The organism is Candidatus Defluviilinea proxima, assembly GCA_016721115.1.
In the GTDB taxonomy this organism is placed as follows: Bacteria; Chloroflexota; Anaerolineae; order Anaerolineales; family Villigracilaceae; genus Defluviilinea; species Defluviilinea proxima.
Genome location: JADKIW010000001.1, coordinates 4,149,426 through 4,169,825, shown reverse-complemented (window position 1 = coordinate 4,169,825; position 20,400 = coordinate 4,149,426). Strand labels below are relative to the sequence as shown.

At 48.8% G+C, this 20,400-nt stretch carries 21 protein-coding genes and 2 riboswitches; of the genes, 11 read left to right on the top strand and 10 right to left on the bottom strand.

Annotation, left to right across the window (positions count from 1 at the left end):
* From IPP66_19265 to IPP66_19220, 10 genes are all read left to right on the top strand, one after another.
* The gene (locus tag IPP66_19265; GenBank protein MBK9927415.1) at positions 1-1,170 is read left to right on the top strand and encodes an efflux RND transporter periplasmic adaptor subunit; all 1,170 of its coding nucleotides are present in this window, start codon (positions 1-3) and stop codon (positions 1,168-1,170) included.
* Between the two features lie 54 nt (positions 1,171-1,224).
* Positions 1,225-1,311, top strand: a riboswitch (cyclic di-GMP riboswitch).
* Between the two features lie 77 nt (positions 1,312-1,388).
* Positions 1,389-1,483: riboswitch (cyclic di-GMP riboswitch) on the top strand.
* Positions 1,484-1,655: 172 nt separating this feature from the next.
* Positions 1,656-2,675, top strand: coding sequence for a Holliday junction branch migration DNA helicase RuvB (gene ruvB / locus IPP66_19260; GenBank protein ID MBK9927414.1), 1,020 nt, complete (start codon positions 1,656-1,658; stop codon positions 2,673-2,675).
* Between the two features lie 68 nt (positions 2,676-2,743).
* Entirely contained in the window at positions 2,744-2,971 is a 228-nt protein-coding gene (locus IPP66_19255) for a DUF2905 domain-containing protein (protein MBK9927413.1), read from the top strand.
* 8 nt (positions 2,972-2,979) lie between these two features.
* Positions 2,980-4,776, top strand: a complete 1,797-nt coding sequence (locus IPP66_19250; GenBank protein MBK9927412.1) for a PD40 domain-containing protein — start codon at positions 2,980-2,982, stop codon at positions 4,774-4,776.
* 62 nt (positions 4,777-4,838) lie between these two features.
* On the top strand, positions 4,839-5,867 hold the full coding sequence (queA, locus tag IPP66_19245; protein ID MBK9927411.1) for a tRNA preQ1(34) S-adenosylmethionine ribosyltransferase-isomerase QueA: 1,029 nt from the start codon (positions 4,839-4,841) through the stop codon (positions 5,865-5,867).
* 58 nt (positions 5,868-5,925) lie between these two features.
* A complete protein-coding gene (locus tag IPP66_19240; GenBank protein MBK9927410.1) occupies positions 5,926-6,591 on the top strand; it encodes a uracil-DNA glycosylase in 666 nt (221 codons plus the stop codon).
* Complete coding sequence (locus tag IPP66_19235) at positions 6,588-7,328, top strand: alpha/beta hydrolase (protein ID MBK9927409.1); 741 nt, start codon at positions 6,588-6,590, stop codon at positions 7,326-7,328. The genes IPP66_19240 and IPP66_19235 overlap by 4 nt, the downstream gene beginning before the upstream one ends.
* Positions 7,325-7,456 carry a redoxin domain-containing protein gene (locus tag IPP66_19230; protein ID MBK9927408.1) on the top strand — a complete coding sequence of 44 codons (132 nt, stop codon included), beginning with the start codon at positions 7,325-7,327 and terminating at the stop codon, positions 7,454-7,456. The genes IPP66_19235 and IPP66_19230 overlap by 4 nt, the downstream gene beginning before the upstream one ends.
* An 18-nt stretch (positions 7,457-7,474) precedes the next feature.
* Positions 7,475-7,801, top strand: a complete 327-nt coding sequence (locus tag IPP66_19225; protein MBK9927407.1) for a redoxin domain-containing protein — start codon at positions 7,475-7,477, stop codon at positions 7,799-7,801.
* Between the two features lies 1 nt (position 7,802).
* Positions 7,803-8,840 (top strand): cysteinyl-tRNA synthetase, encoded by a 1,038-nt coding sequence (locus IPP66_19220; GenBank protein MBK9927406.1) that lies wholly within the window; start codon positions 7,803-7,805, stop codon positions 8,838-8,840.
* 69 nt (positions 8,841-8,909) lie between these two features.
* Here IPP66_19220 and IPP66_19215 read toward each other — a convergent pair whose 3' ends face one another.
* Both IPP66_19215 and IPP66_19210 read right to left on the bottom strand, forming a co-directional pair.
* The gene (locus IPP66_19215) at positions 8,910-9,344 is read right to left on the bottom strand and encodes a hypothetical protein (GenBank protein ID MBK9927405.1); all 435 of its coding nucleotides are present in this window, start codon (positions 9,342-9,344) and stop codon (positions 8,910-8,912) included.
* A gap of 23 nt (positions 9,345-9,367) precedes the next feature.
* Entirely contained in the window at positions 9,368-10,336 is a 969-nt protein-coding gene (locus IPP66_19210; protein MBK9927404.1) for a phosphatase PAP2 family protein, read from the bottom strand.
* 137 nt (positions 10,337-10,473) lie between these two features.
* Here IPP66_19210 and IPP66_19205 point away from each other — a divergent pair, with 137 nt between their 5' ends.
* A complete protein-coding gene (locus tag IPP66_19205; GenBank protein ID MBK9927403.1) occupies positions 10,474-10,749 on the top strand; it encodes a hypothetical protein in 276 nt (91 codons plus the stop codon).
* Between the two features lie 62 nt (positions 10,750-10,811).
* On the opposite strand, the gene IPP66_19200 is transcribed toward IPP66_19205, so the two are convergent.
* The 8 genes from IPP66_19200 to IPP66_19165 all read right to left on the bottom strand — a co-directional run bounded on the left by IPP66_19200 (position 10,812) and on the right by IPP66_19165 (position 20,049).
* On the bottom strand, positions 10,812-11,369 hold the full coding sequence (locus IPP66_19200; GenBank protein MBK9927402.1) for a dioxygenase: 558 nt from the start codon (positions 11,367-11,369) through the stop codon (positions 10,812-10,814).
* A gap of 250 nt (positions 11,370-11,619) precedes the next feature.
* Positions 11,620-14,121 carry a LysM peptidoglycan-binding domain-containing protein gene (locus tag IPP66_19195; protein ID MBK9927401.1) on the bottom strand — a complete coding sequence of 834 codons (2,502 nt, stop codon included), beginning with the start codon at positions 14,119-14,121 and terminating at the stop codon, positions 11,620-11,622.
* A 109-nt stretch (positions 14,122-14,230) separates the two neighbouring features.
* Positions 14,231-14,695: a hypothetical protein gene (locus IPP66_19190; protein MBK9927400.1), complete on the bottom strand. Its 465-nt coding sequence runs from the start codon at positions 14,693-14,695 to the stop codon at positions 14,231-14,233.
* Positions 14,696-14,939: 244 nt separating this feature from the next.
* On the bottom strand, positions 14,940-15,617 hold the full coding sequence (locus IPP66_19185; protein ID MBK9927399.1) for a hemolysin III family protein: 678 nt from the start codon (positions 15,615-15,617) through the stop codon (positions 14,940-14,942).
* 24 nt (positions 15,618-15,641) lie between these two features.
* Complete coding sequence (locus IPP66_19180; protein MBK9927398.1) at positions 15,642-16,568, bottom strand: mechanosensitive ion channel family protein; 927 nt, start codon at positions 16,566-16,568, stop codon at positions 15,642-15,644.
* A gap of 225 nt (positions 16,569-16,793) precedes the next feature.
* The gene (locus tag IPP66_19175; GenBank protein ID MBK9927397.1) at positions 16,794-17,315 is read right to left on the bottom strand and encodes a hypothetical protein; all 522 of its coding nucleotides are present in this window, start codon (positions 17,313-17,315) and stop codon (positions 16,794-16,796) included.
* Between the two features lie 213 nt (positions 17,316-17,528).
* Positions 17,529-19,856 (bottom strand): tetratricopeptide repeat protein, encoded by a 2,328-nt coding sequence (locus IPP66_19170; protein ID MBK9927396.1) that lies wholly within the window; start codon positions 19,854-19,856, stop codon positions 17,529-17,531.
* Positions 19,849-20,049, bottom strand: a complete 201-nt coding sequence (locus IPP66_19165) for a hypothetical protein (GenBank protein ID MBK9927395.1) — start codon at positions 20,047-20,049, stop codon at positions 19,849-19,851. The genes IPP66_19170 and IPP66_19165 overlap by 8 nt, the downstream gene beginning before the upstream one ends.
* Between the last annotated feature and the right edge of the window lie 351 nt (positions 20,050-20,400).

Genomic DNA, 20,400 nt, shown 5'->3' with positions numbered 1-20,400 from the left:
ATGAAAACAACAAAAACTTTATTAATGCTGATCGTGATCCTGGCGCTGACATTGACCGCCTGTGGGAATCAGCAACCAACAACCACACAAGGTGACAGTTCGGTGGTGCCTACTGCGTCAAAGGAGGCGGTGGTTGCAGAAGGACATCTCAAACCTGCGCACGCGACCAACTTGTCGTTCCAAGTGCGTGGTGTTGTCGAAGATGTTGCCGTTAAGATCGGTGACAAAGTCAGTATGGGTGATGTGCTTGCACGTCTCTCCAGTGCAAGCCAGGCTGAGGCGCAACTTGCTGCCGCAAACCTGGAATTGCTGAATGCGCAACAGGCTTTAGATACGCTCAATCGTACTGGTGGTGCGAACCGTGCCTCCGCATGGGATGCTTATCAACAGGCCCAGATCGCACGTGAAGAGGCCCAAAAAGAATGGAATGATGTAAATCCTCGCGATGTAACCGAGCGCGTCGACGAACAACAGTCTACAGTCAACGACCGTAAGAAAGATCTTGAAGACGCACAGGATGAGTTCGATAAATACAAAGACCTCGACAAGGATAATTCCAAGCGTAAAACAGCTGAAGATGATCTGCGATCCGCACAAAAAGATTATGACAATGCTATCGCTGAGCTTGAGGATATACGACGAGAAAGTGACAGTGCCCGTGCCGCGCTTGATGCCGCTCTCGCTACCGAAGCAGAAGCCAAGCACCAATATGAACTTTCCATTGATGGCGCCAATGCTGACCAACTAGCCCTTGCGCAAACCCGCCTCGATAATGCGCAGGCGCAGGTCAAGGCGGCGGAATCCACTTTAAGCAATTATGTTATTACCGCCCCGTTCGATGGTATCGTGGCTGATGTGGCCATCACGGTTGGCGAACAGGTCGGGACCGATGTCCGCGCTGTGAGCGTTGTGGATACATCTTCATGGATCATTGAAACGACAGATATTACCGAGCTTGAAGTGGTTGGCGTTTCGGTTGGTCAATCTGTCACATTTACAGCCGATGCGTTCTCTGATGTCACAATGAACGGTGTTGTCACTGCCATTAGTCAATCATCCTATACCCAGAACGGTGATGTGATCTACACCGTCTACATCAAAGTGGATGATGCTGACCCGCGCGTCAAATGGGGTATGACCGTGGAAGTGACATTCCCGCCCGCTGAATAATTAGAACAATTGTTGGCTTGAAATCGGAAATGAAAAGTGCAATAATAAAATTGCTCCGATAAAGAGCTAACCCGGGAAAACCCGGCGGCGCAAAGTCATGGGTCTAAAGCTGAACTGAGCCACGATCGCCAGACTGCCGATAAAAGCCAATCCGTCGAAAGGCGGTGACGCAAAGCCAGGCATCTAAAATCAGACGCGCGCTGATCAAGACCGACCGGCCATCCGAAAGGCAAAACTATCGAAAGGTAGTGACGCAAAGTCATGGGTCTACCGTCATCGTAAGTAGTGTGACCACGATTGCCAGACTGCCGAAGAGCATTATTTGCAGGGACGACTATTATTTTTCAGTCGTCCCTGTATTTTATTGCGGATGAAGGGCCGCTTCATTCTTAGCTGAAAACTGATTCTGCTCAATTAACTTTCTCTTCTTTTCGGCCTGCTCTTTCCACCTTCATCCTTCATCATTCATCCCTTATAATTCCCCTATGCCTAAACCTCGTCCCCTCGACCCCGAATCCAAACCCGACGACCGCGTGGATAATGCTCTCCGTCCGCAAAAACTGGATGACCTCATTGGTCAGGACCAAGTCAAAGAGAATCTTGGCATCCTGATCTCTGCGGCGCGCAAACGCGAAGAAGCGCTCGACCATGTTTTGTTTTATGGCCCTCCCGGTCTTGGCAAAACAACCCTTGCACATGTCGTTGCCAATGAAATGGGAGTCAACGTCAAAGTAACGGCGGGACCTGCCATCGAGCGCGCAGGCGACCTGGCTGCCATCCTCACGAATCTCCGTCAAGGGGATGTGTTGTTCATTGACGAGATCCATCGCCTCGGGCGTGCTGTCGAAGAGGTGCTGTATCCCGCGATGGAAGATTACTCGCTGGATATCGTCATTGGTAAGGGACCTTCGGCGCGCTCCATTCGTTTGAAACTGCCGCGCTTTACAGTGGTCGGGGCGACGACGCGTTTGGCGTTGGTGACAGCTCCTCTACGGGCAAGATTCGGTGCCGTCTATCGCTTGGATTATTACGATATTGAGTCCATGAGGAAGATTGTGGCAAGGGCCTCAGGGATGCTCAAAGTCCCAGCCGATGAATCAGGCATCAGTGAAGTAGCGAGGCGTGCGCGTGGGACTCCGCGTATCGCGTTGCGTTTGCTAAGGCGTGTCCGCGACTATGCCCAAGTCCGCGCGGACGGGACGATCACGCAATCCGTTGCGAGAGAAGCGCTGGATCTGTTGCAGGTGGACCCTCTCGGGCTCGACGATGTGGATCGCCGCGTGCTGAAGACCATCATCGAAAAATACAATGGCGGCCCCGTAGGTTTGAACACGATTGCCGCATCGATCAGCGAAGAGCAGGATACGATCATGGATGTGGTTGAACCGTATCTTCTGCAACTCGGCTTCCTCGACCGCACCCCGCAGGGACGTGTTGCCACTAAATCGGCGTATGAGCATTTGGGGTATGCGTACACGGCCGAGGGACAGCAAAGACTTTTATAGACGATAGACGGTAGACCATGGACAATGGTTTGATGGTCTACCGTCTATCGTCCACGGTCTGTGATCTTATGGAATCTATCGCTCGCTATCTCATGATCGGGGGCATCATCCTCTTCCTCGTGGGTGGGGGAGTCTATCTTGCATCCAAATTCGGCATTCCCCTCGGCCGTCTGCCCGGTGACATCCGCATTGAAGGCGAGAATGGCTCGTTCTATTTTCCAGTGACAAGTTCGATATTGGTGTCGGTGGTATTGACGATTTTGTTGAATCTTATAGCTCGAATTATTAGAAAATAGGGATATTCATGGAAACAAAAGTCCAGGTGGATATTAAAAGTGAGGAAGAAACAAATTCAGGGTTTTCGTGGCGGATCAGAGTAGGCAACCTTTTTGGGCTTCCACTTTACATTCATTTATCATTTCTTTTATGGCTTTTAGGGCTGTTTTGGGTTGACGCAAGTAGTTTGGTTCTATATATCTCGATGTTGATATTTAGCATTGGTTTTCATGAACTTGCACATGCTTCGGTATGTCGGTGGTTAGGTCTTGGTGGCGGGACACTTACCATTTGGCTATTTGGTGGGTATTTCATTCCCTTTTCTGAATTGACTTTATTTGAAATGAGTCGAAGAGAACGTATTCGATATGCAGCTATGGTCCTTGCTGGACCGTTAAGTAACCTGCTTTTATCAGCTTTCTTTATTTTGTTGGCTTATGCAACCTCAATGAATCATTTTCAAGTTGCTGCCAGATTCAATTTGACTCTTGCTGTACTTAACCTGCTTCCCGTGGGAAGATTAGATGGTGGGAACATCGTAATTTATTTGGGCTCTACAGTTTTTCAATGGCGAAGGATTATGATGGCAGTTGGTATATTATGTTTTCTGGCTGCAGTTGGTTTTTTCTTTAGTGCCTTTTATGATAGTTGGATTGGTAATTATTCTAATTGGGCAGGTTTCTTAATAGGAATGGGAATTCAAACTATTAGAACGAGTAAAAAACCAGAAGATGAGATGAAAGCTGAGAGCATCAAGCTTGTTACAAAGGAACGTATAATAGCAGAACGATCCAACAATAGGAACATCTTTAATAAGGGAGTAGCTTTAATTATAAGCTTTGGATTCTTCGGGATGTTTATATACTCGATCTGGTATATGGGGTTTTACTATTCAGTCTATGGGAATGTTCCAGGTCATATTGTTTATACAGCTATAAATAACAACCGATCACCTGAGCTTCGTGTGATGAAAGGAATGGGGTTTCCGATTATTAAATCAGTCAAAAATCCCGCTTATTACCCTTCGGCTTTTTCTGCTTCAAAAGATGGAAAATATATTGCTTATGAATGTGTTTCCTCGCGCTCAGAAGAACAGACAAGTATTTGTGTAGTTGATATATTGGGAAATTTAGTTTCGGAAACCTATATGAGTGACGAATTTCGACAGGCCAATATATTTGTGTCTCCAGATGGTAAAAAAATATTGCTCTCCACCTATGACAGTAATAAGTCTTGGATAGCTGACACTTTATCTGGTCAATTACAAGAAATTTACCCAAAGGGAATTGTTGCTGGTTGGACACCAGACGGAAATTCTATATTGCTAATCGCCCATATGGATGGCAAGGCAGAGATATTGTCTATGAGTATAAAGACAAAGGTTATTAAAAACCTTTCTAATAATCCAAGCAATGATTATGCTCCAATTTATTCAGACGATGGTAGCTTTGTGTATTTTATTTCAGATAAGGATGGTAAATCTGCTTTATATCGAATGGATACCAAGGATTCTGTAGTTATCAAAATAACGGAGTCAATTTATGCAAAAAGATCTTCAGTAGGAATCTCCCCAAATAATTCAGGTATTGTATTTGAATGCGGTGATGATGGAGGGAATATCTGTGTTGCCAATACCGATGGAAGCGACGAAAAATTAATAGCACACGGACAGTCACCCTTGTGGTCACCAGACGGAAAATATATTGTTTACGAATCGGTTGATGCGAGACCTGGAGTTTTTGTTGTGTTATCAAGTGGGGATTATCCTTTTTATTTGATGTCTCTTGATACATGGGGCAATACTTATTTATGGTTGCCTCAATAGCTATATAATTGTAAGAAGAAATCAAGTTTGATCATTTCATCTTAAATTGTTTTTATATCCAAATGAAAACCTCCGACTTCGACTACCATCTCCCCGAATCTTCCATAGCGCAGACTCCTGCTGAGCCGCGCGATTCTTCACGTTTACTTGTATTGCATCGTGACACGAATGAATTGGAGCATCGCATTTTCCGCGATGTGACCGATTATTTAAACCCCGGTGACTTGCTTGTCTTGAATCAAACGCGCGTGATCCCTGCGCGCATCTTTGCCCGCAAAGATACCGGTGGGCGAGTGGAATTGCTCCTCCTGCGCCGCCGCGATACATGGACATGGGAAGCTTTGGTGGGCGGCAAGGGATTGCGCGTAGGCAAGAAGGTGCGAGTGGAGGAAGGTGGGCCTGAAGCAGAGATCATTCAACTCCTTGATGGTTCTGAACGGCTCATTCGATTTTCTGACCCTATCGAATCGTATTTTTCAAAGGTTGGGAATGTCCCATTGCCGCCGTATATCCATGAGAAGTTGAATGACCCCGAGCGCTATCAAACGGTCTATGCCAAAGAACCGGGTTCCGCCGCCGCGCCTACGGCCGGGCTCCATTTCACGCCGCGCTTGTTGGAAGAGTTGCAGGTCAAAGGCGTACGAATCGCATATGTCACATTGCATGTGGGCTTGGATACATTTGCGCCTGTGACTGAGGATGATCCCGAAGAACATAAGATCCACACCGAGTGGTGTGAATTACCACAGGAAACTGCGGAATTAATCAATGACACACGCGCAAGAGGCAAGCGTATCGTTGCAGTGGGGACCACATCGGTGCGGACGTTAGAGTCTGCGGCGCGGTATGCCACATTAGGACGTTCTTCTCAGATCGTGCCGTTCACTGGCCCAACGGATCTATTTATCCTGCCGGGGTATAAATTCTCGCTTGTCGATGCGATAATCACGAACTTTCATTTACCCAAGTCCACGTTGTTGATGTTAGTCAGCGCGTTTGCCGGGCGTGAGAAGGTTTTGGAAACCTATAAGACTGCTGTCGAAGAAGGCTACCGCTTTTATTCCTTTGGGGATGCGATGCTACTTATTTGAAAATTTACAAGTTGAAAAGTTCAAGCATCTCAATCTGTAAACGTGCTAACATTAGTCTATGCAGTCACAACTAAAACAATTAAACGAAGAAATTATCTCCTGTCGAAAATGTCCGCGGTTGGTGGAGTGGCGCGAGGAAGTGGCTCGTGTCAAACGCAAGGCATATAAGGATGAAGAGTATTGGGGTAAGCCTGTGCCGGGATTTGGTGACCCCAATGCGCGTGTGTTTGTCGTAGGCCTCGCGCCTGGTGCGCACGGTTCGAATCGCACAGGACGTCAATTCACGGGCGATGCTTCAGGCGGGTTTTTATTCCCAGCGTTGTACCGGGCTGGGTTTGCGAATCAGGCTCTGGCTGAGTCCCGAAGCGATGGTCTCCTCCTGAAGGATATGTATATCGCCGCGTCCGCTCGTTGTGCCCCGCCAGATAATAAGCCAAGTCCAGAAGAATTGAATATGTGTCAACCATATCTTGTGCGCGAGATCAAGATCATCAAGCCCAAGGTCATGGTGTGTCTGGGTCGGATAGCTTTTGAGAGAGTCCTGCGAATATATTCAGTCCGCAGTTCTGAAATAAAGTTCGGACATGGTGCTTTGCATCGATTGGAAAATGGTGTTTGGATTTTGTGTTCCTATCACCCCAGTCAGCAAAATACGTTGACTGGAAAATTGACTGTGGAAATGTTTGATGATGTTTGGAAGAAAGCGAAATCACTGATCAAATGAAAATTGTTAAACGCGTCCTTCTTGGACTCTTAATTGCTACTGTTATTCTGACAGCGGGATTCATCTTTTGGGCAAGTGCCACGGCCCAGCCCACCGATGTGGCCTCGCAGGCTTTGCAGTCTGATGCGCAGGTAGTTGTCACGCAACAGACTGGGTTTGTCACCTTTTCACCCGCAGGTGTGTCGCCGACAACAGGTTTCATCTTTTACCCCGGCGGCCGCGTGGATTATCGCGCCTATGCTCCTGTGCTTCATAAAATCGCCGCTAACGGATATTTTGTGGCTGTCGTTGAAGTGAATTTGAATCTGGCGTTCTTTGAGGTCGAGGCGGCAGATCGAGTGATCGCAAAATATCCCGAGATCACTCACTGGGCAGTTGGTGGACATTCTCTTGGGGGTGTTGCCGCATCGTTATATGCGGCCAAGCATCAAGATGTGATTAAGGGCCTCGCATTTTGGGCCTCGTATCCTTCTGATGATTCGCTCAAAGCTTCAGCCATTCATGTGATTTCGATCTATGGAACAAATGACGGGCTGGCTACTAGCGAAAAGATCGAAGCATCGAAAGCCTTGCTTCCTCCTCAAACGCAATATGTCCCCATTGAGGGCGGCAACCACGGACAGTTTGGCGCCTATGGAGTGCAAGATGGTGACAACCCTGCCTCTGTCTCTGCTGAAGAACAATGGGCGCAGACCGCAGATGCAATATCTAAGTTTTTGGAGTCTCTTACGAAATGACTAAATTGATCACGCCGGGAGAATTGGCTCCCGATTTTGAGTTGGAAGATGTGCTGGGGAATCGTGTTCGCTTATCAGCCCTGCGCGGAAGGCCGATCTTGCTTGCCTTTCTGCGCGGTTTCATGTGACCGTATTGCCGCGCGCAGTTGGCGCGCTTACGCGATGAGTTTGATCAATTTACAAAACGGGATGCGATGATTTTGGCATTAGGCCCTAATTCACCGATGGCGTTCGAGCAATATTGGATGAATGAAAAAATTCCTTTCATTGGTTTACCCGATCCCGATCACAGAGTAGCGAAGATGTACCGACAGGAAGTGAAGATATTCAAGTTGGGACGCATGCCTCTGAGTTGCATCATTGACGCAAAGGGATATGTCCGCTTTGCTCATTATGGCGAGTCCATGCGTGATATCCCCTCGAACGCTGAATTGTTTCAAGTAATAGATGCCTTGAATAAAACGTCAGCATGATATGACATTTGGACAAATTGCATTTCTCGGTTCTGGTGAAACATCCCTCGCGGGCGGACGTATCTTTGAAACGCTCGCAAAGAAAATCAATGAGCCTCTCCGTATTGCATTGATGGAGACGCCTGCTGGTTTTGAGTTGAACTCTTCGCAAGTTGTAGGCAAGATCGGTGAGTTCATGAAGACTCGTCTGCAAAACTATAAACCTGTTGTCGATGTCATTCCCGCGAGAAAGAAAAACTCTAATTTCAGTCCAGATGATCTGGAGATCCTCAAACCTCTTCTGTATGCAAATATGATCTTCATGGGACCGGGGAGCCCGACGTATGCGATCCGTCAATTGAAGGACACGCTGGCATGGGACATCATCCGCGCCCGGCATCGCCTCGGGGCTACACTGATATTTGCTTCTGCCGCGACGATCTCAGTCGGTGCCCATGCTTTGCCGGTCTATGAGATCTATAAGGTGGGGCAGGATGTTCATGTAGTGGATGGGTTGAGTTTCTTCTCTGACTTCGGTTTGCATCTTTCCTTCATCCCACATTGGAACAACGCCGAAGGTGGCGCGGACTTGGATACCAGCCGTTGTTTCGTAGGCATGGATCGTTTCAATGAGTGGTGCAAACTTCTCCCTGATGAAAATGTCACAGTGGGTTTGGACGAACACACTGGCATCATCATGGATTTTGAGAGCAACATGTGCGAGGTCAGTGGCGTGAGTTCGATGTCACTGGTCACTGATTGTGGCGACCCGGTCATGCATCCGTCGGGAGCGAAATTCCCTTTGAGCGAGATCGGAAAGATACAACTTCCTGAGCCGGTTGATGTGGGAATCCCTGCGCATGTTTGGGATATGGTTCTCAACGCACCTGCACTCGACGATGACAAGCCACCTGAGGAAGTCCGTGTGTTGGCTGAGAAGCGTCTCGTTGCGCGGGCAGAAAAGAACTGGGCCGAATCAGATAAGTTGCGCGGTGAGATCTCCGCATTAGGCTGGACCGTGCAGGATTCAAAAGAGGGATATACGCTGGTCAGAGGATGAGCGGATAAACGAATGTTTGAATAAAAACGGATAGAGATTTTAGTCTCTATCCGTTTTGCTTTTGTTATTTTATTTTGTCGTCAATGCTGGGTGTTTGAAAGTGGCTGTCCAGCCGATGGCTCCGCCGAGAGTGAGAATGCCCGGGGCGAGGATGGGGACCCCACCTTTGAAGGTTGCAACGACCAGTTCCCATGCTGTGGCGTTGGGTTGAACTTCCTGCCAGAATGTCAGATTACCAGCCATGTGTTCATAGAAACCGATCAAACTGCACACAGCGATCACAATCATGGACCATTGTGTGAGTAAGATCGTGTTGTGGTTCGGGCGGAAATATGCCAATGCTGATGTGACCAACCCAAGTGCACAAAGGGTGAATGGAAGGAACTGGATCGTGAAATTCCAATGCTCGAGAAAGGTGAGTTCGGCGACTGTCATCACAAAGACGCCAGCGGCAATGATGAGCAGGATTTGTCTGAGTTGGGCTAAGGTCTTGTCAGAGTCCATGACTTATTCTTCGATGTGTAAAGCTACTCAGGTTTTGCCAGCTTGAGTTTCAGAAATAACCAAGGAGCGAGGAAGGTCATCCAGAATGTCGCAAACCCATAGCGGATATATCGCAGTGTGTATCCGAGAGCTGTCTCATCAGGAGCGATGAGTGCGAAGAATTTATCGAGACCATAGAATACGACTAGCAGGCTGATGATGCCAACCAAGTATCGAATGCCGCGAGACTCCCATGAGCCTTTTGCATCGAAGCGTGCGTAACGGCGCATCAAGGCGTAACCAGCATAAGCTCCGAACACGGCGCCTGCGAGAGTGAAGAAGTGTGTGATGGAGCGGGAATACGTGGTGAAACTGCTCCAGGAAGCTGGATCAGCCGTCCCTGAGACGAGGAAGCGAATGAAGAGGCCGGTGAGGAAGATGAGGACCGAGTCGATGAATCCCAAGCCGATCTGAACTGCCAGCGATTTGTCATCCAGCCAATTGCGGACGATGGTTTCCCATTTTGCGGCGGCCCAGAGAACCGCAAAGCCGATTATCCAGCCAAGGAGAATATCCTGTGGGAAGTGAACGCCAAGGTAAAGGCGCGAGAAGGCTACGAAGAAAACTATGATGCCCAACAAGATGCGTTGCCAGTTTTGTTTGATGCGGGCCATGAGATAGCCGCCGATGGCGAGAGAGTCGCTGGCGTGTGAGGAAGGGATGCCATAGGTGGGCTCTGTGCTTAATGGTTTGACGTTACCGATCCAATAGGGACGCGGCTCGTGGAAAAGAAGTTTGAGAGAGGCCGCTGTAAGGTCTGTGTAAGCGAGGATCAAAAAGGCACGGATGCCGATGCGGCGATCTATTGACCAGTAGATAAAGGGGATGAGTACGAGGTAGAACTCGATGCGCCCGAGAAATGAGAACCCATTCATCACGCCATCAAGCGCGGGGCTTAGTGAATTTTGTATGATCTGGATAAGGCTGATGCCAAATTGATATAGTGCTTCCACGGGAACTCCTTGTGAGGAAATGGTTGTTTCAGTATAGCATGTCTGTCCAATGGTGACTGGAAATTGGCTTCCGTTTGTGCTACAGTATTTGTGTGGGGGTTGAAGTGTCTTCTACTGGATACGAAAGGAGTATGCCCATGGAAGTTAAGATCGGGAAAGTCATACATTACTATACGCGTATTGGCGTGGCGGTACTTCAATTGAAGGAGAACCTCAAGCTGGGTGATCGCATCCATATTCTTGGGCACACTTCAAACTTTACTCAACGTGTCACCTCGCTGGAAGTGGAGCATCAGCCTCTGGTGTGGGTAAAGCCTGGTGATAGTGTAGCGATCAAGGTATATGAACCTGCTCGCAAGCATGATGCCGTGTATCGTATATTGGATGAAGCACCTGAATTATACGTTGCGTGAAAAAGCCTTGTGTTACTTGAAAACTAAAACGCGGCCTTATAGCCGCGTTTTAGTGTTTTTAGCTATTGTGCAGGGACAATGAAATTGTATTGCCCGAGCAAGCCGTCGCTCGTTTCCTGAAGGGAGATGAGCAGACTTGCATCGTAGATACCGTCTGAGCCGTTTTGTGTGACACCGGGGAAGAAGAGTTGAGATGTGATGATCTTGCCGTTTGGTGCTTGCACTTTGAAGTGGATATGTTCTGTGCGGCCTGGGTAAATACCGGGGACTACTGTGACCAATTCATAGCGCCCGTTTGCGTTGGTGTATTGATGCCCGCGCAGAGTGTAGCCGCTATTGTCATAGGTGCCGTTTGCGTCGGCTTGCCAGAAGTCCAGCCAGGCGTTGGCGATGGGCTGACAATTCATATCGTAGACGTACCCTGTAACGGTCAGTTTTGTGCCGGGCATGCCTTCTTCGTAGAGACTGGTGCGCTCTGGGGAGTTGGCTGTGTAGTAGGGGCCTTCTGTCAATTCAATGATGGCGTTTGCTGATGTTTTGCCTGCACTGCATTCCAGGTTCGGGTCCATGCGTGTTTCTGTGTTGACGGCTTGAACTGGTGTTGTTGCACTGACTTCCATGGTGGGTGCTACGGTTGAGACAGTAGCATCTTCAACAGCAGTGGGCGACACAGCTTGTGGTGTTGCCGACGGGGCACAGGCGGTCAGCACGATGATGCCGATGAAAACGATCATGCTCAAGAAGGTTCTTTGATTCATTCGATTACTCCATTTCTAATTCTAAAGATGTCCATGTGACAGAGCAAAACAGGCGGGGACGTTGTATCGTCCCCGCCTGTTTATATGAGAGTATTTGTGTTGACGAGGTGAACTATGGTTTGTATTTCCAGAGTTCCTTGCCTGCGCCATCACCGCCATTGGCTTGGAAGTGGAGTTGACTGTTGTATACGGTGATGAAGGACGGGAACGAGTCGCCGGTCTTGTTGATGTCGGCCGCGCGACTGGCTGTGGTGCCATCGAACTTCCAGAGTTCGAGACCAGCACCATCATTGCCATTGGCGTTGAAATACAGTACACCATTGAATGCCGCCAGAGACGTGGGAGTGGAATCCCCTGCGCCAACATTGATGTCCGCCGCACGGGTGGCGTTGGTGCCGTCAAACTTCCAGAGTTCCATGCCTGAGCCATCGCCGCCATTCGCGCTGAAATACAAGGTATTGTTTACGGCGGTCAGGAAGGATGGATTGGAATTGCCTACGCCGGGGTTGATATCGGCCGCACGGCCAATATTTGTGCCATCGAACTTCCATAGTTCTGTGCCAGTGCCATCGTTACTGGTGGCACTGAAAAACAATGCATTATTGTAGACGGCAAGATAAGAAGGATTGGAATCGCCTGCGCCGCTATTGATGTCAGTAACGCGGCTCGAAGTTACACCATCTGTCTTCCAGAGTTCAACGCCTTTGCCATCGTTGCCGTTCGCGCTGAAGTACAGGATGTCGTTGTATACCGTCATGTAGGCTGGGTTGGCGTCACCGACTGTAGGGTTGATATCGGTCAGGCGGCCAGCATCGCTTCCGTTGAAGCGCCAGAGTTCTGTGCCTGCCCCGTCGCCGCCGTTCGCGCTGAAGTAGAGTTCCCCTTTGTACGAAGCAAGGAAAGCGGGGTTCGATCCATCGGCACCGGGGCGAATATCTTTCACCATGGTGGTGGAATTGGTTGTAGCATCATACTTCCAGAGTTCAGCACCGGCGCTGTTGTTGCCTGTTGCGTTGAAGTACAGCACTCCACTATGTACGGCCAGATACGAAGGATTGGAATCCCCTGCACCAGCGTTGATATCGGCCACTCGTTCAAAGCTAACAGGCACCGGCGTGGTAAGACCGACTTCGAGTGTGTAGGCTTTATCTGAGACAGAGACGTTCGTGATGGCGATGATGTAGTCCCCGGTGGCTGGAATGTTGCCGCTCCAGACTAGATTGGAATCCTGCCCTTTGAGCACGATCCCGCCATTGACGGAGGTCACAGCGAGTTGCATATCGGCGGCAGGTGCGGTCAGTTTGAGGCTGAGGCTCTGGCCTTGTGTGGCGGCGAGAATGTAATTCACTTTTTTGGATGCAGGGATGGTGCCAGTGGGTGTAACCGTAGTCGACCCGTTGGGGATATTGATGCGTATTGGAGTGGTCGGGTCAGCTGTCGGAACCGGGACTGGGTTCCCGTTCGCAGAGTTGAGAGGGATCTTGAGCTTGACACCGCTCGCCAAATTCAAGCCTTTGTTGGCTTCCATCAAGACGGCGAGATCGGCGTTATATTTTTGTGCAATGGAATTCCATGTATCGCCGTTCTGTGCGGTGTAATACGTGACACATGGCGGGCCATAGACTTTCCCTTTACTGCCGATGTTGGGGATGGTCAATATGTTGATCGGCCAGATCTTGTTGGCATCCACCACCTGCGGGTTGGCGGTTTTGACGGCATAGAAATCGGCGCCATAACAACGTGCGATCTGGATCATCCATTCACCTTCGTTGACGTGGTGCTGGATGGTGGTGCCGGGTGTCAGGCCTGTTGTTGTGCCGCCCCCTCCTAGTGCGGTGTTGGTAACCGTTACGCTGAGCGGTTGGGTGTTAGTGGCTCCACCGCCGTTGATGGTGGTATTGAAGACCACTTGATTTGCGGCTTTGTCAGCATCGCTGGTGGTATAGGTAGCTGTACAGGTGAAGGTTTGGTTGGGGGTGAGGCTTGTATCCCCTGCGCCACAAGGGAGATTGTTGATGCGGTCACCGATGATCATAAATTGTGCAGGGCCAAGTACGGATTGGCCGGTGTTCTTGACGGTGTAGGTGAGGGTGATGACCTGCCCTGCTTGATTGTAGGTGGTGGGGTTGGCGATGGCTGTGACTTCGAGCACTTTGGAGAGAGCCATTGCGACCGTAGTGTTAACCGCATCTGAACTGACCCCGCCCGCGCTGGCGGTGGATGTGTTGATCACAGAACCGCTGTTGATATCTGCCTGCACGAGGGTGTAATTGGATGTGCAGGTAACGCTTTCTGCCGCGTCGAGGTTGTTATCTTTGTTGCCAATGGTGTTGACCGGCATACAGGCGACGGTGGGCATCTTGTTATCTGCCACGGTGACAGGCCCGGTGAGGGCTGTGGTGCCAGAGTTGGTGACCGTAAATTGATAGGCGATGGTTTGCCCCGCGGCATTGAAGGTTCCGCTTTGTGGCTGGACCACGAGATCAAGCTTGGTGACATCGCCTGAGAATACAGCGGCTGGGGCGGGAGTTTCCGTTCCGCCGAGAATATTGCAGGCGTAGAGAACGCCTGTAAGGATCACTGCGATTATGCCGAAAGAAAGAATTCTTTTCATACTTCTTCATCCTTAAGAGTAATGTTGGAACGGGCCCGACAAAACGAGTATAGCATGATTAGGACGGGCTGAGGCGGGTTTTTGTTCGGCGGGTACGCTGGCGCGATGCTTACTTGGGCAATATGATCTTGATCTCGGCGGTGTTGAGGGTGATCTCGAGTTTGTTTTTGTATTTGATGTTGGGGATGCGCGGGGCTAGGACTTCGACCGTGGAGGCGGATTGGAAGTGGTCTTTCTTGGTCTTTGGGTCGGGATAGTAGACCCAGCCTGTGTATTCCTTGCCTTGAAATTTGATCTTGCATTGTGAGAAGGAGAAGTCTTCGGCGTTGGTGAGCTCGGTCCATTTGACGCGTTTGAATTTGTGTTGTGGCTTCTTCATTTCGAAGGTGTAGGGGGCAATGGAGACATTGAGCGTGCCGTTGAACATGCGAGTGAGGTCGAGGCCGAGCTTCTTGAAGTAGGGTTTTTGTTTTTCGATACTGCCGTAATCAGGATAGGCTTTGGATGGGCCTGATGCAACGTGGTAGCCTTTTTTGAGGCGGGCGGGGAGGGTGATCCATTTTGGTGTGGGCATATAGTCTCCTTTTTTGAAGTGCGAAGCTTTGTTCTTTTGTACACGGATTTCGCGGAACACACGGAATAAGAAATAGTCTCTAAAGTGGCTAAGAGGGCGTCCCCTGACGGAGATAATAAGAGCATAGAGTTCTCTGAGAAGAGCTTTTCTGCTTGAGGTGGGGTGCTCGCCGCCGGGGACGGACGGCGAGAGCAGTTGAATATCTCTGTGACTCTGCGTCTCCGCGGCTAGTCTTTATAGCGAACTATGGATATGGCAGAACGTAGAAGAGCATGACCAGGAACATAAAGGCATTGCCAGCGAGGACGCAGAGATGCCAGATCTCGTGGTTGCCGAAGTAGGGCGGGAAGGGATTGGGTTTGCCTTTGGCGAAGATCAAGGCGCCGACTGTGTAGAAGAGGCCGCCTGTGATGAGCAGGGACATGGCTCCTGAACCCAGCTCTCGGTAGATGGGAGCTATCAGGAAAACAATGATCCAGCCCATCAGGAGGAAGGAGCCGTTCGACATCCAAACGGGGATATTGCTGAAGAAGATGGATTTGAGTGTGATGAAGAAAACGGCCAGACTCCAGATGATCCCAAATAGGACCCAGCCTTTTGTGCCGCTGAGGACGGTGAGACAGAAAGGGGTGTAGGTGCCTGCGATGAGGATGTAAATGGCGTTGTGGTCGAGGATGCCGAAGATGCGCAGATATCTTTTGAAGAGTAGAAAGAAGTGCAGGAGACAACTGAACAAGAAGGAGAGGAAGAGGCTGGTGCCATAGATGGCAAAGCCGATAACGTGGGCGGGTTTGTGTTGCATGGCTGCCAGGGTGACGAGCACTGCCAGCGCAGAGATGGACAGGATGGCGCCGATGAGATGGCTGATGGAGTTGAAGTATTCGTTGCTATCGGGGGAGGAGATGAGAGGATCGAGTTTCATGGTTTCAAGTTTCAGGTTGGGTGGCTAGCTTACTAATTGGATGTTCACTTCGAGCAGGCGTTCTTGCACCAGTGATAACAGGTGCGGACGCATTTCTGCTGCTTTGCCGAAGCGGGCCTTGGCGATGAGGGTCAGTTCTGTGTATTGGCCGATGATGCCCACCAGATTGGTGACCTTCCAGGGCTCTATCAGGTCGGGGAGCAGGGTAACGGCCTCGTCTCCTAATGCTTCGAGAGTGGCGCGCGCAGTGCTTAGATCTGAGCTTTGGATCTTGAGCGTGATATTGGCGATGGAGAATTTCCCTCGGCTGAAGTTGCGGACTGAACGGATCTCTCCATTCGGGACGATATACAACTCACCGGATGGTGAGCGTAACAGGGTGGTGCGCAAGTTGATGTGTTCGACAACGCCTTCGATGGTGGGCGAGCCTGAGATTTCGATCTTTTCGCCGACTGCAAATGTATCTTCAAACAGGAAGCTCAACCCGCCTAAATAATCGCCAATGATGAGACGAGCGCCGAAACCGAAGGCAGTGCTAAAAAGCCCGACCACCCATGCTAGGGTATTCGGCTCAATGAACAGGGACATGCTTGCCAATGTTGCGCTGACGAAAGCAATGAGGTTGATCGTGCTGGTCACCAGACTTTGCAAAGTCTTTTGTCGTTCTAGGCTGGTCTTGCGGCCATGTGGAGCATGCCGACCAAGTTGGATGAGTGGAGGTGTTAATCGTCTCAAGAGGAACGCAATCACTGCGGCCAATAGGAAATACGTTAATATGCGGGTGGGTATGATCAATTCAGGGTATTGGGTGAGGAAATCGTTCATAAGGATTTTCAAATGCAGATTGGCACTTATGGTGATGGTGGGGTTGGTGGTGTTGAAGCGTTCGTTGCCATCAGGGGAGGAGATGCGAGGCGAGACATGGAAGGAGTATAACAGTTTGAGTTCCATGTTCCAAGTTCTGTGTTTTAGGTTGGAGGTGGGCGGCCATATATGGTGGTGTGGAAAGGATTGAAACAAGAGCACACTTTGGGGTGCCTATATGGCTCCTATATAGTCCCTGTATGGTGCCCCTATCGTGATGGTATGAAGATGCCCCCCAAATATGGATGCGGGGATTTTATGTGTGGGCCGTCCTTTTAGCGTGTAGCCACACTGATGTGCGCAAGTAGGCTGTTATTGATTTTCCTTTGAATATTGCCATAGTGCCCGATCCAGCTCTCGCATGGAGAGGCCTGTTTGCGATGCCAGCGCGCGGCAAACTTTTGTGTATTCCCACCACAGGTTGAAATTGTATGTGACCTGACTGGCCTCCACACCCAGCGTCCACAAGGCGCGGACATCCAAAATGGGATAGGCCTCCTTGTGGCAGAAGTGCAAGATCACCGAAGCTGTGGGCCAACTGACCCCGTTTAGAAGCGTTAGCACTTCGATCCGTAACTGTTCACTTTCTGTAGATAAGGCTGTACGCGTCACGGCTTCTATGTATTCGGCTGAATTACTTGCAACTTTTCCTTGACTGCGCGGCGTCTTCCAGCGGCAGATGCTTTCGAACTCGGGTTTGGTGAAATGCCCGCGCTTCCGCACTATCGGCGCCAACACGGCCTCGATCTCATGGTCATACTCGGCGGGGTAATGGGGAGTCAGTGTTTTCAGCTTGCTGGCAGAGACGCGCGGTTTGAATATGGATCGGGTCATATGGTTTCCTGTAAAAAGTAAACTGCTCTCAGTACATTGAACTTCACTACAACAGGCAGATTCTCATTGATATAGCCTTACCACTCTTCCGTAAATGCCCGCTCCTGAGGGTCATACTATCATTGCCCGGCTATTCGACCCACTTCCTCATGCTGTGCAGATGATGAGCTTCGAGATCATCATCTGTTTATGACCTTTGTTCTTGGGTGATTTTCACGGGACATCTTTGCCCGTGAGTTCTTTATATTTTGCAAAATCTGCTTGGGCCTCGGCAGTTTTGCCAAGTTCCTCGTAAACTAATCCCCGATTTTTATAAGCTCTTGCATATTTGGGGTTGAGTTCAATGGCTTTACTATAGTTCAGAATGGCTTGATCGTATTGTTTTATGTTTTTATAAGCAACGCCACGATTGTTATGAACGATAGCATCTTCAGGGTCGAGTTCGATGGCTTTGTTGTAATCCTGAATGGCTTGCTCATATTGACCTAAATCAGCATATGCGATGCCACGATTGCAATAGGCATTTTCATACAGTGGATCGAGTTTGATCGCTTTGTCATAATCTTGGATGGCCTTCTCATGTTGCCCCGAATCATTATATGCAATACCGCGATTGTAGTAATTAATTGCATCTTTGGGGTCAAGTTCGATGGCTTTGTCATAATTCTGGATGGCTTGCTCATATTGCCCTAAATCAGCATATGCAATGCCACGATTGTTGTAAGCAAGTGCATATTCGGGGTCAAGTTCGATGGCTTTGTTGTAATCCTGAATGGCTTGTTCGTACTGTTCCAGATCATCGTAAACACGACCTCGATTATTGAAAGGCCAGACAAACTCGGGGTCAAGCTGGATAGCCTTGTTGTAATCTTGAATGGCTTGTTCGTACTGTTTCAGATCGTCATAAACAAGGCCACGATTGTTATAGGCAAGTGCATATTCAGGGTCGAGTTCGATGGCTTTGTTGTAATCCTGAATAGCTTGTTCATATTGCTTTAGGTTATAGTACGACCATCCGCGATTATTAAAGTTAAGTGCATATTCAGAATCAAGTTTAATGGCTTTGTCATATTCCTGAATGGCTTGTTCATATTGTTTCATGTCATCATAAACTCGACCACGATTATTGAAAGGCCAGACAAGATTAGGGTTAAGCTCAATAGCCTTATTGTAATCTTGAAGGGCTTGTTCGTACTGCTCCAGATCATCATAAACAAGGCCGCGATTGTTATAGGCAAGTGCATATTCAGGGTCGAGTTCGATGGCTTTGTTGTAATCTTGAATAGCTTGTTTATATTGCTTTAGGTTATAGTACGACCATCCGCGATTATTGTAGGCAAGTGCATATTTAGGGTTGAGTTCGATGGCTTTGTCGTAATCTTGGATAGCTTGTTTACGTTGCTCCAGGTTATCATAAGCAACGCCACGATTATTGTAGGCAAGCGCATAATCGGGGTCAAGCTCAATGACTTTGTTGTAATTTTGAATACTTAGCTCATAGCTTTTTAACTTATCATTTGAATATCCCATATAAAAATATAAATCTGCCTGGCGTATGAAGGTTGATACATCATTTACCTCTAGCACCTGACTAAAATACTCCCGAGCAGATCGATAATCTTCCGATTTGTATTTCAAAGTTCCAGTCAAGAAAGAGATGAGCGTGCTAGTTTCTGATCCGAGCCGTTTTTGGACTTCAAATGCCTCTAGTTGATCGAGTGTAGCTTGTGGTTCGTAAGTTTCACTATCTTTAAGCGATGTGACTTGTGTGGGAGATAAATTCTCAATATGGATGGTGATATTGGGGTTTTCTGTGGGACGATACCATCCCCAAATCACTAAATCTGCAAAATATGTTTCACCAAGGGTTCGAGCATAAACACTGCTCATGTCTGGAGTAATCACATCTTTGATGGCAACGATTTTTACTTCATCCTGTTTTGAAAATACGGTATTGAGGGTCTCTACAATTTCGTTCCGCAGTCCATAGACTTCTTCCGGTCCATCGAAGGTTGCGACAACGACAATCATCTTATCTTTCAATTTTTCCTGAGCCTGCTGGGTTGCCTGCACATCTCGCACAGATTGCACCTGCTGTGTCTGGATGGCGTATTGTGTCTCCCGCGCCCGTTGGGCTGAGAGGGTTTGTTGTTCATCCAGCAGTGCCTGCTTTCGCTGTGCCAAAACAATGCTGCTCCACATAATAATGAGTAACACCAAAACCAGACCTACGCGTGCTGTCTTTCTATATTTGAGAGGGTACGCAGGCTCCTTAATTGTTTTCTTTGTGGCGACCTGATTCTCTTTAGAATAATCAACCTCGACTGTTTTGCTTTTAAATCCAACCCATGCTAGAGAAATGACAAGTATGAGAACCCCAATTCCGCCAGCAATGTAGGTAATAATGGTTCGATCCCCCAGCCATAGCTGATAAAAATTATATGCCAGTGTAACTGCATCGGCTAACCCTGCAATGGGTAGCCAAAGTTTCTTTATTAATTCCAGCAAACCGTCTTTTTCTTTCGATTCTTTATCAGACATGATATACCTCTGCTGCAATGATCTTGACGATGAAGTAACTGTACTTTCTTCTCAGGTTTGCGATTTCCACTACTTTCATCTTATCCACCAACTTCTCTGTGGATTCATCATTGGTATTCTGTTCGACCCGCTCGTTGCAGAACGCCTTCGCTAATGGGGACTGTGAAATATTTCCCCCACGGGATAGCGTCAACCGCCTAACCCGCTTACTCGCTGACAGGGCGTGGGCTTCGAGAGTTTCGACTTAAGTAAATAGTGTACTACCCATCGCATGTCTAGATAGGTGACAGTCATCTTAAAGATGACTGTCACCTGGCTCTTTTTGCCTACTAACTCCCCTGTATGTAATCATAGCCCATGTGCGGACAAGGACGCGGGTCAATCAAGGAACTGTGGGAACTGTCAGGTCTTTTCAAAAACCTCCCTTAAACGCCACTCCCGAGTGGTCGCAGTTTCGGCGGACTGTGGTTTCGATACTTGCATGATTTGCCAAGCAAGTCACGTGTGGTGCAAGTACGTGTACGCCCCTCTAGGAGCATCCTTC

Bases quoted from the DNA above. Each gene is read 5' to 3' on its own strand.
- IPP66_19215 (MBK9927405.1), bottom strand. From the start codon at position 9,344: ATGGACTCTGACAAGACCTTAGCCCAACTCAGACAAATCCTGCTCATC.
- IPP66_19195 (MBK9927401.1), bottom strand. From the start codon at position 14,121: ATGAAAAGAATTCTTTCTTTCGGCATAATCGCAGTGATCCTTACAGGC.
- queA (MBK9927411.1), top strand. From the start codon at position 4,839: ATGAAAACCTCCGACTTCGACTACCATCTCCCCGAATCTTCCATAGCG.
- IPP66_19170 (MBK9927396.1), bottom strand. From the start codon at position 19,856: ATGTCTGATAAAGAATCGAAAGAAAAAGACGGTTTGCTGGAATTAATA.
- IPP66_19220 (MBK9927406.1), top strand. From the start codon at position 7,803: ATGACATTTGGACAAATTGCATTTCTCGGTTCTGGTGAAACATCCCTC.
- IPP66_19185 (MBK9927399.1), bottom strand. From the start codon at position 15,617: ATGAAACTCGATCCTCTCATCTCCTCCCCCGATAGCAACGAATACTTC.
- IPP66_19200 (MBK9927402.1), bottom strand. From the start codon at position 11,369: ATGGAAGTCAGTGCAACAACACCAGTTCAAGCCGTCAACACAGAAACA.
- IPP66_19265 (MBK9927415.1), top strand. From the start codon at position 1: ATGAAAACAACAAAAACTTTATTAATGCTGATCGTGATCCTGGCGCTG.
- IPP66_19190 (MBK9927400.1), bottom strand. From the start codon at position 14,695: ATGCCCACACCAAAATGGATCACCCTCCCCGCCCGCCTCAAAAAAGGC.
- ruvB (MBK9927414.1), top strand. From the start codon at position 1,656: ATGCCTAAACCTCGTCCCCTCGACCCCGAATCCAAACCCGACGACCGC.
- IPP66_19205 (MBK9927403.1), top strand. From the start codon at position 10,474: ATGGAAGTTAAGATCGGGAAAGTCATACATTACTATACGCGTATTGGC.
- IPP66_19235 (MBK9927409.1), top strand. From the start codon at position 6,588: ATGAAAATTGTTAAACGCGTCCTTCTTGGACTCTTAATTGCTACTGTT.
- IPP66_19250 (MBK9927412.1), top strand. From the start codon at position 2,980: ATGGAAACAAAAGTCCAGGTGGATATTAAAAGTGAGGAAGAAACAAAT.
- IPP66_19230 (MBK9927408.1), top strand. From the start codon at position 7,325: ATGACTAAATTGATCACGCCGGGAGAATTGGCTCCCGATTTTGAGTTG.
- IPP66_19255 (MBK9927413.1), top strand. From the start codon at position 2,744: ATGGAATCTATCGCTCGCTATCTCATGATCGGGGGCATCATCCTCTTC.
- IPP66_19240 (MBK9927410.1), top strand. From the start codon at position 5,926: ATGCAGTCACAACTAAAACAATTAAACGAAGAAATTATCTCCTGTCGA.
- IPP66_19180 (MBK9927398.1), bottom strand. From the start codon at position 16,568: ATGGAACTCAAACTGTTATACTCCTTCCATGTCTCGCCTCGCATCTCC.
- IPP66_19175 (MBK9927397.1), bottom strand. From the start codon at position 17,315: ATGACCCGATCCATATTCAAACCGCGCGTCTCTGCCAGCAAGCTGAAA.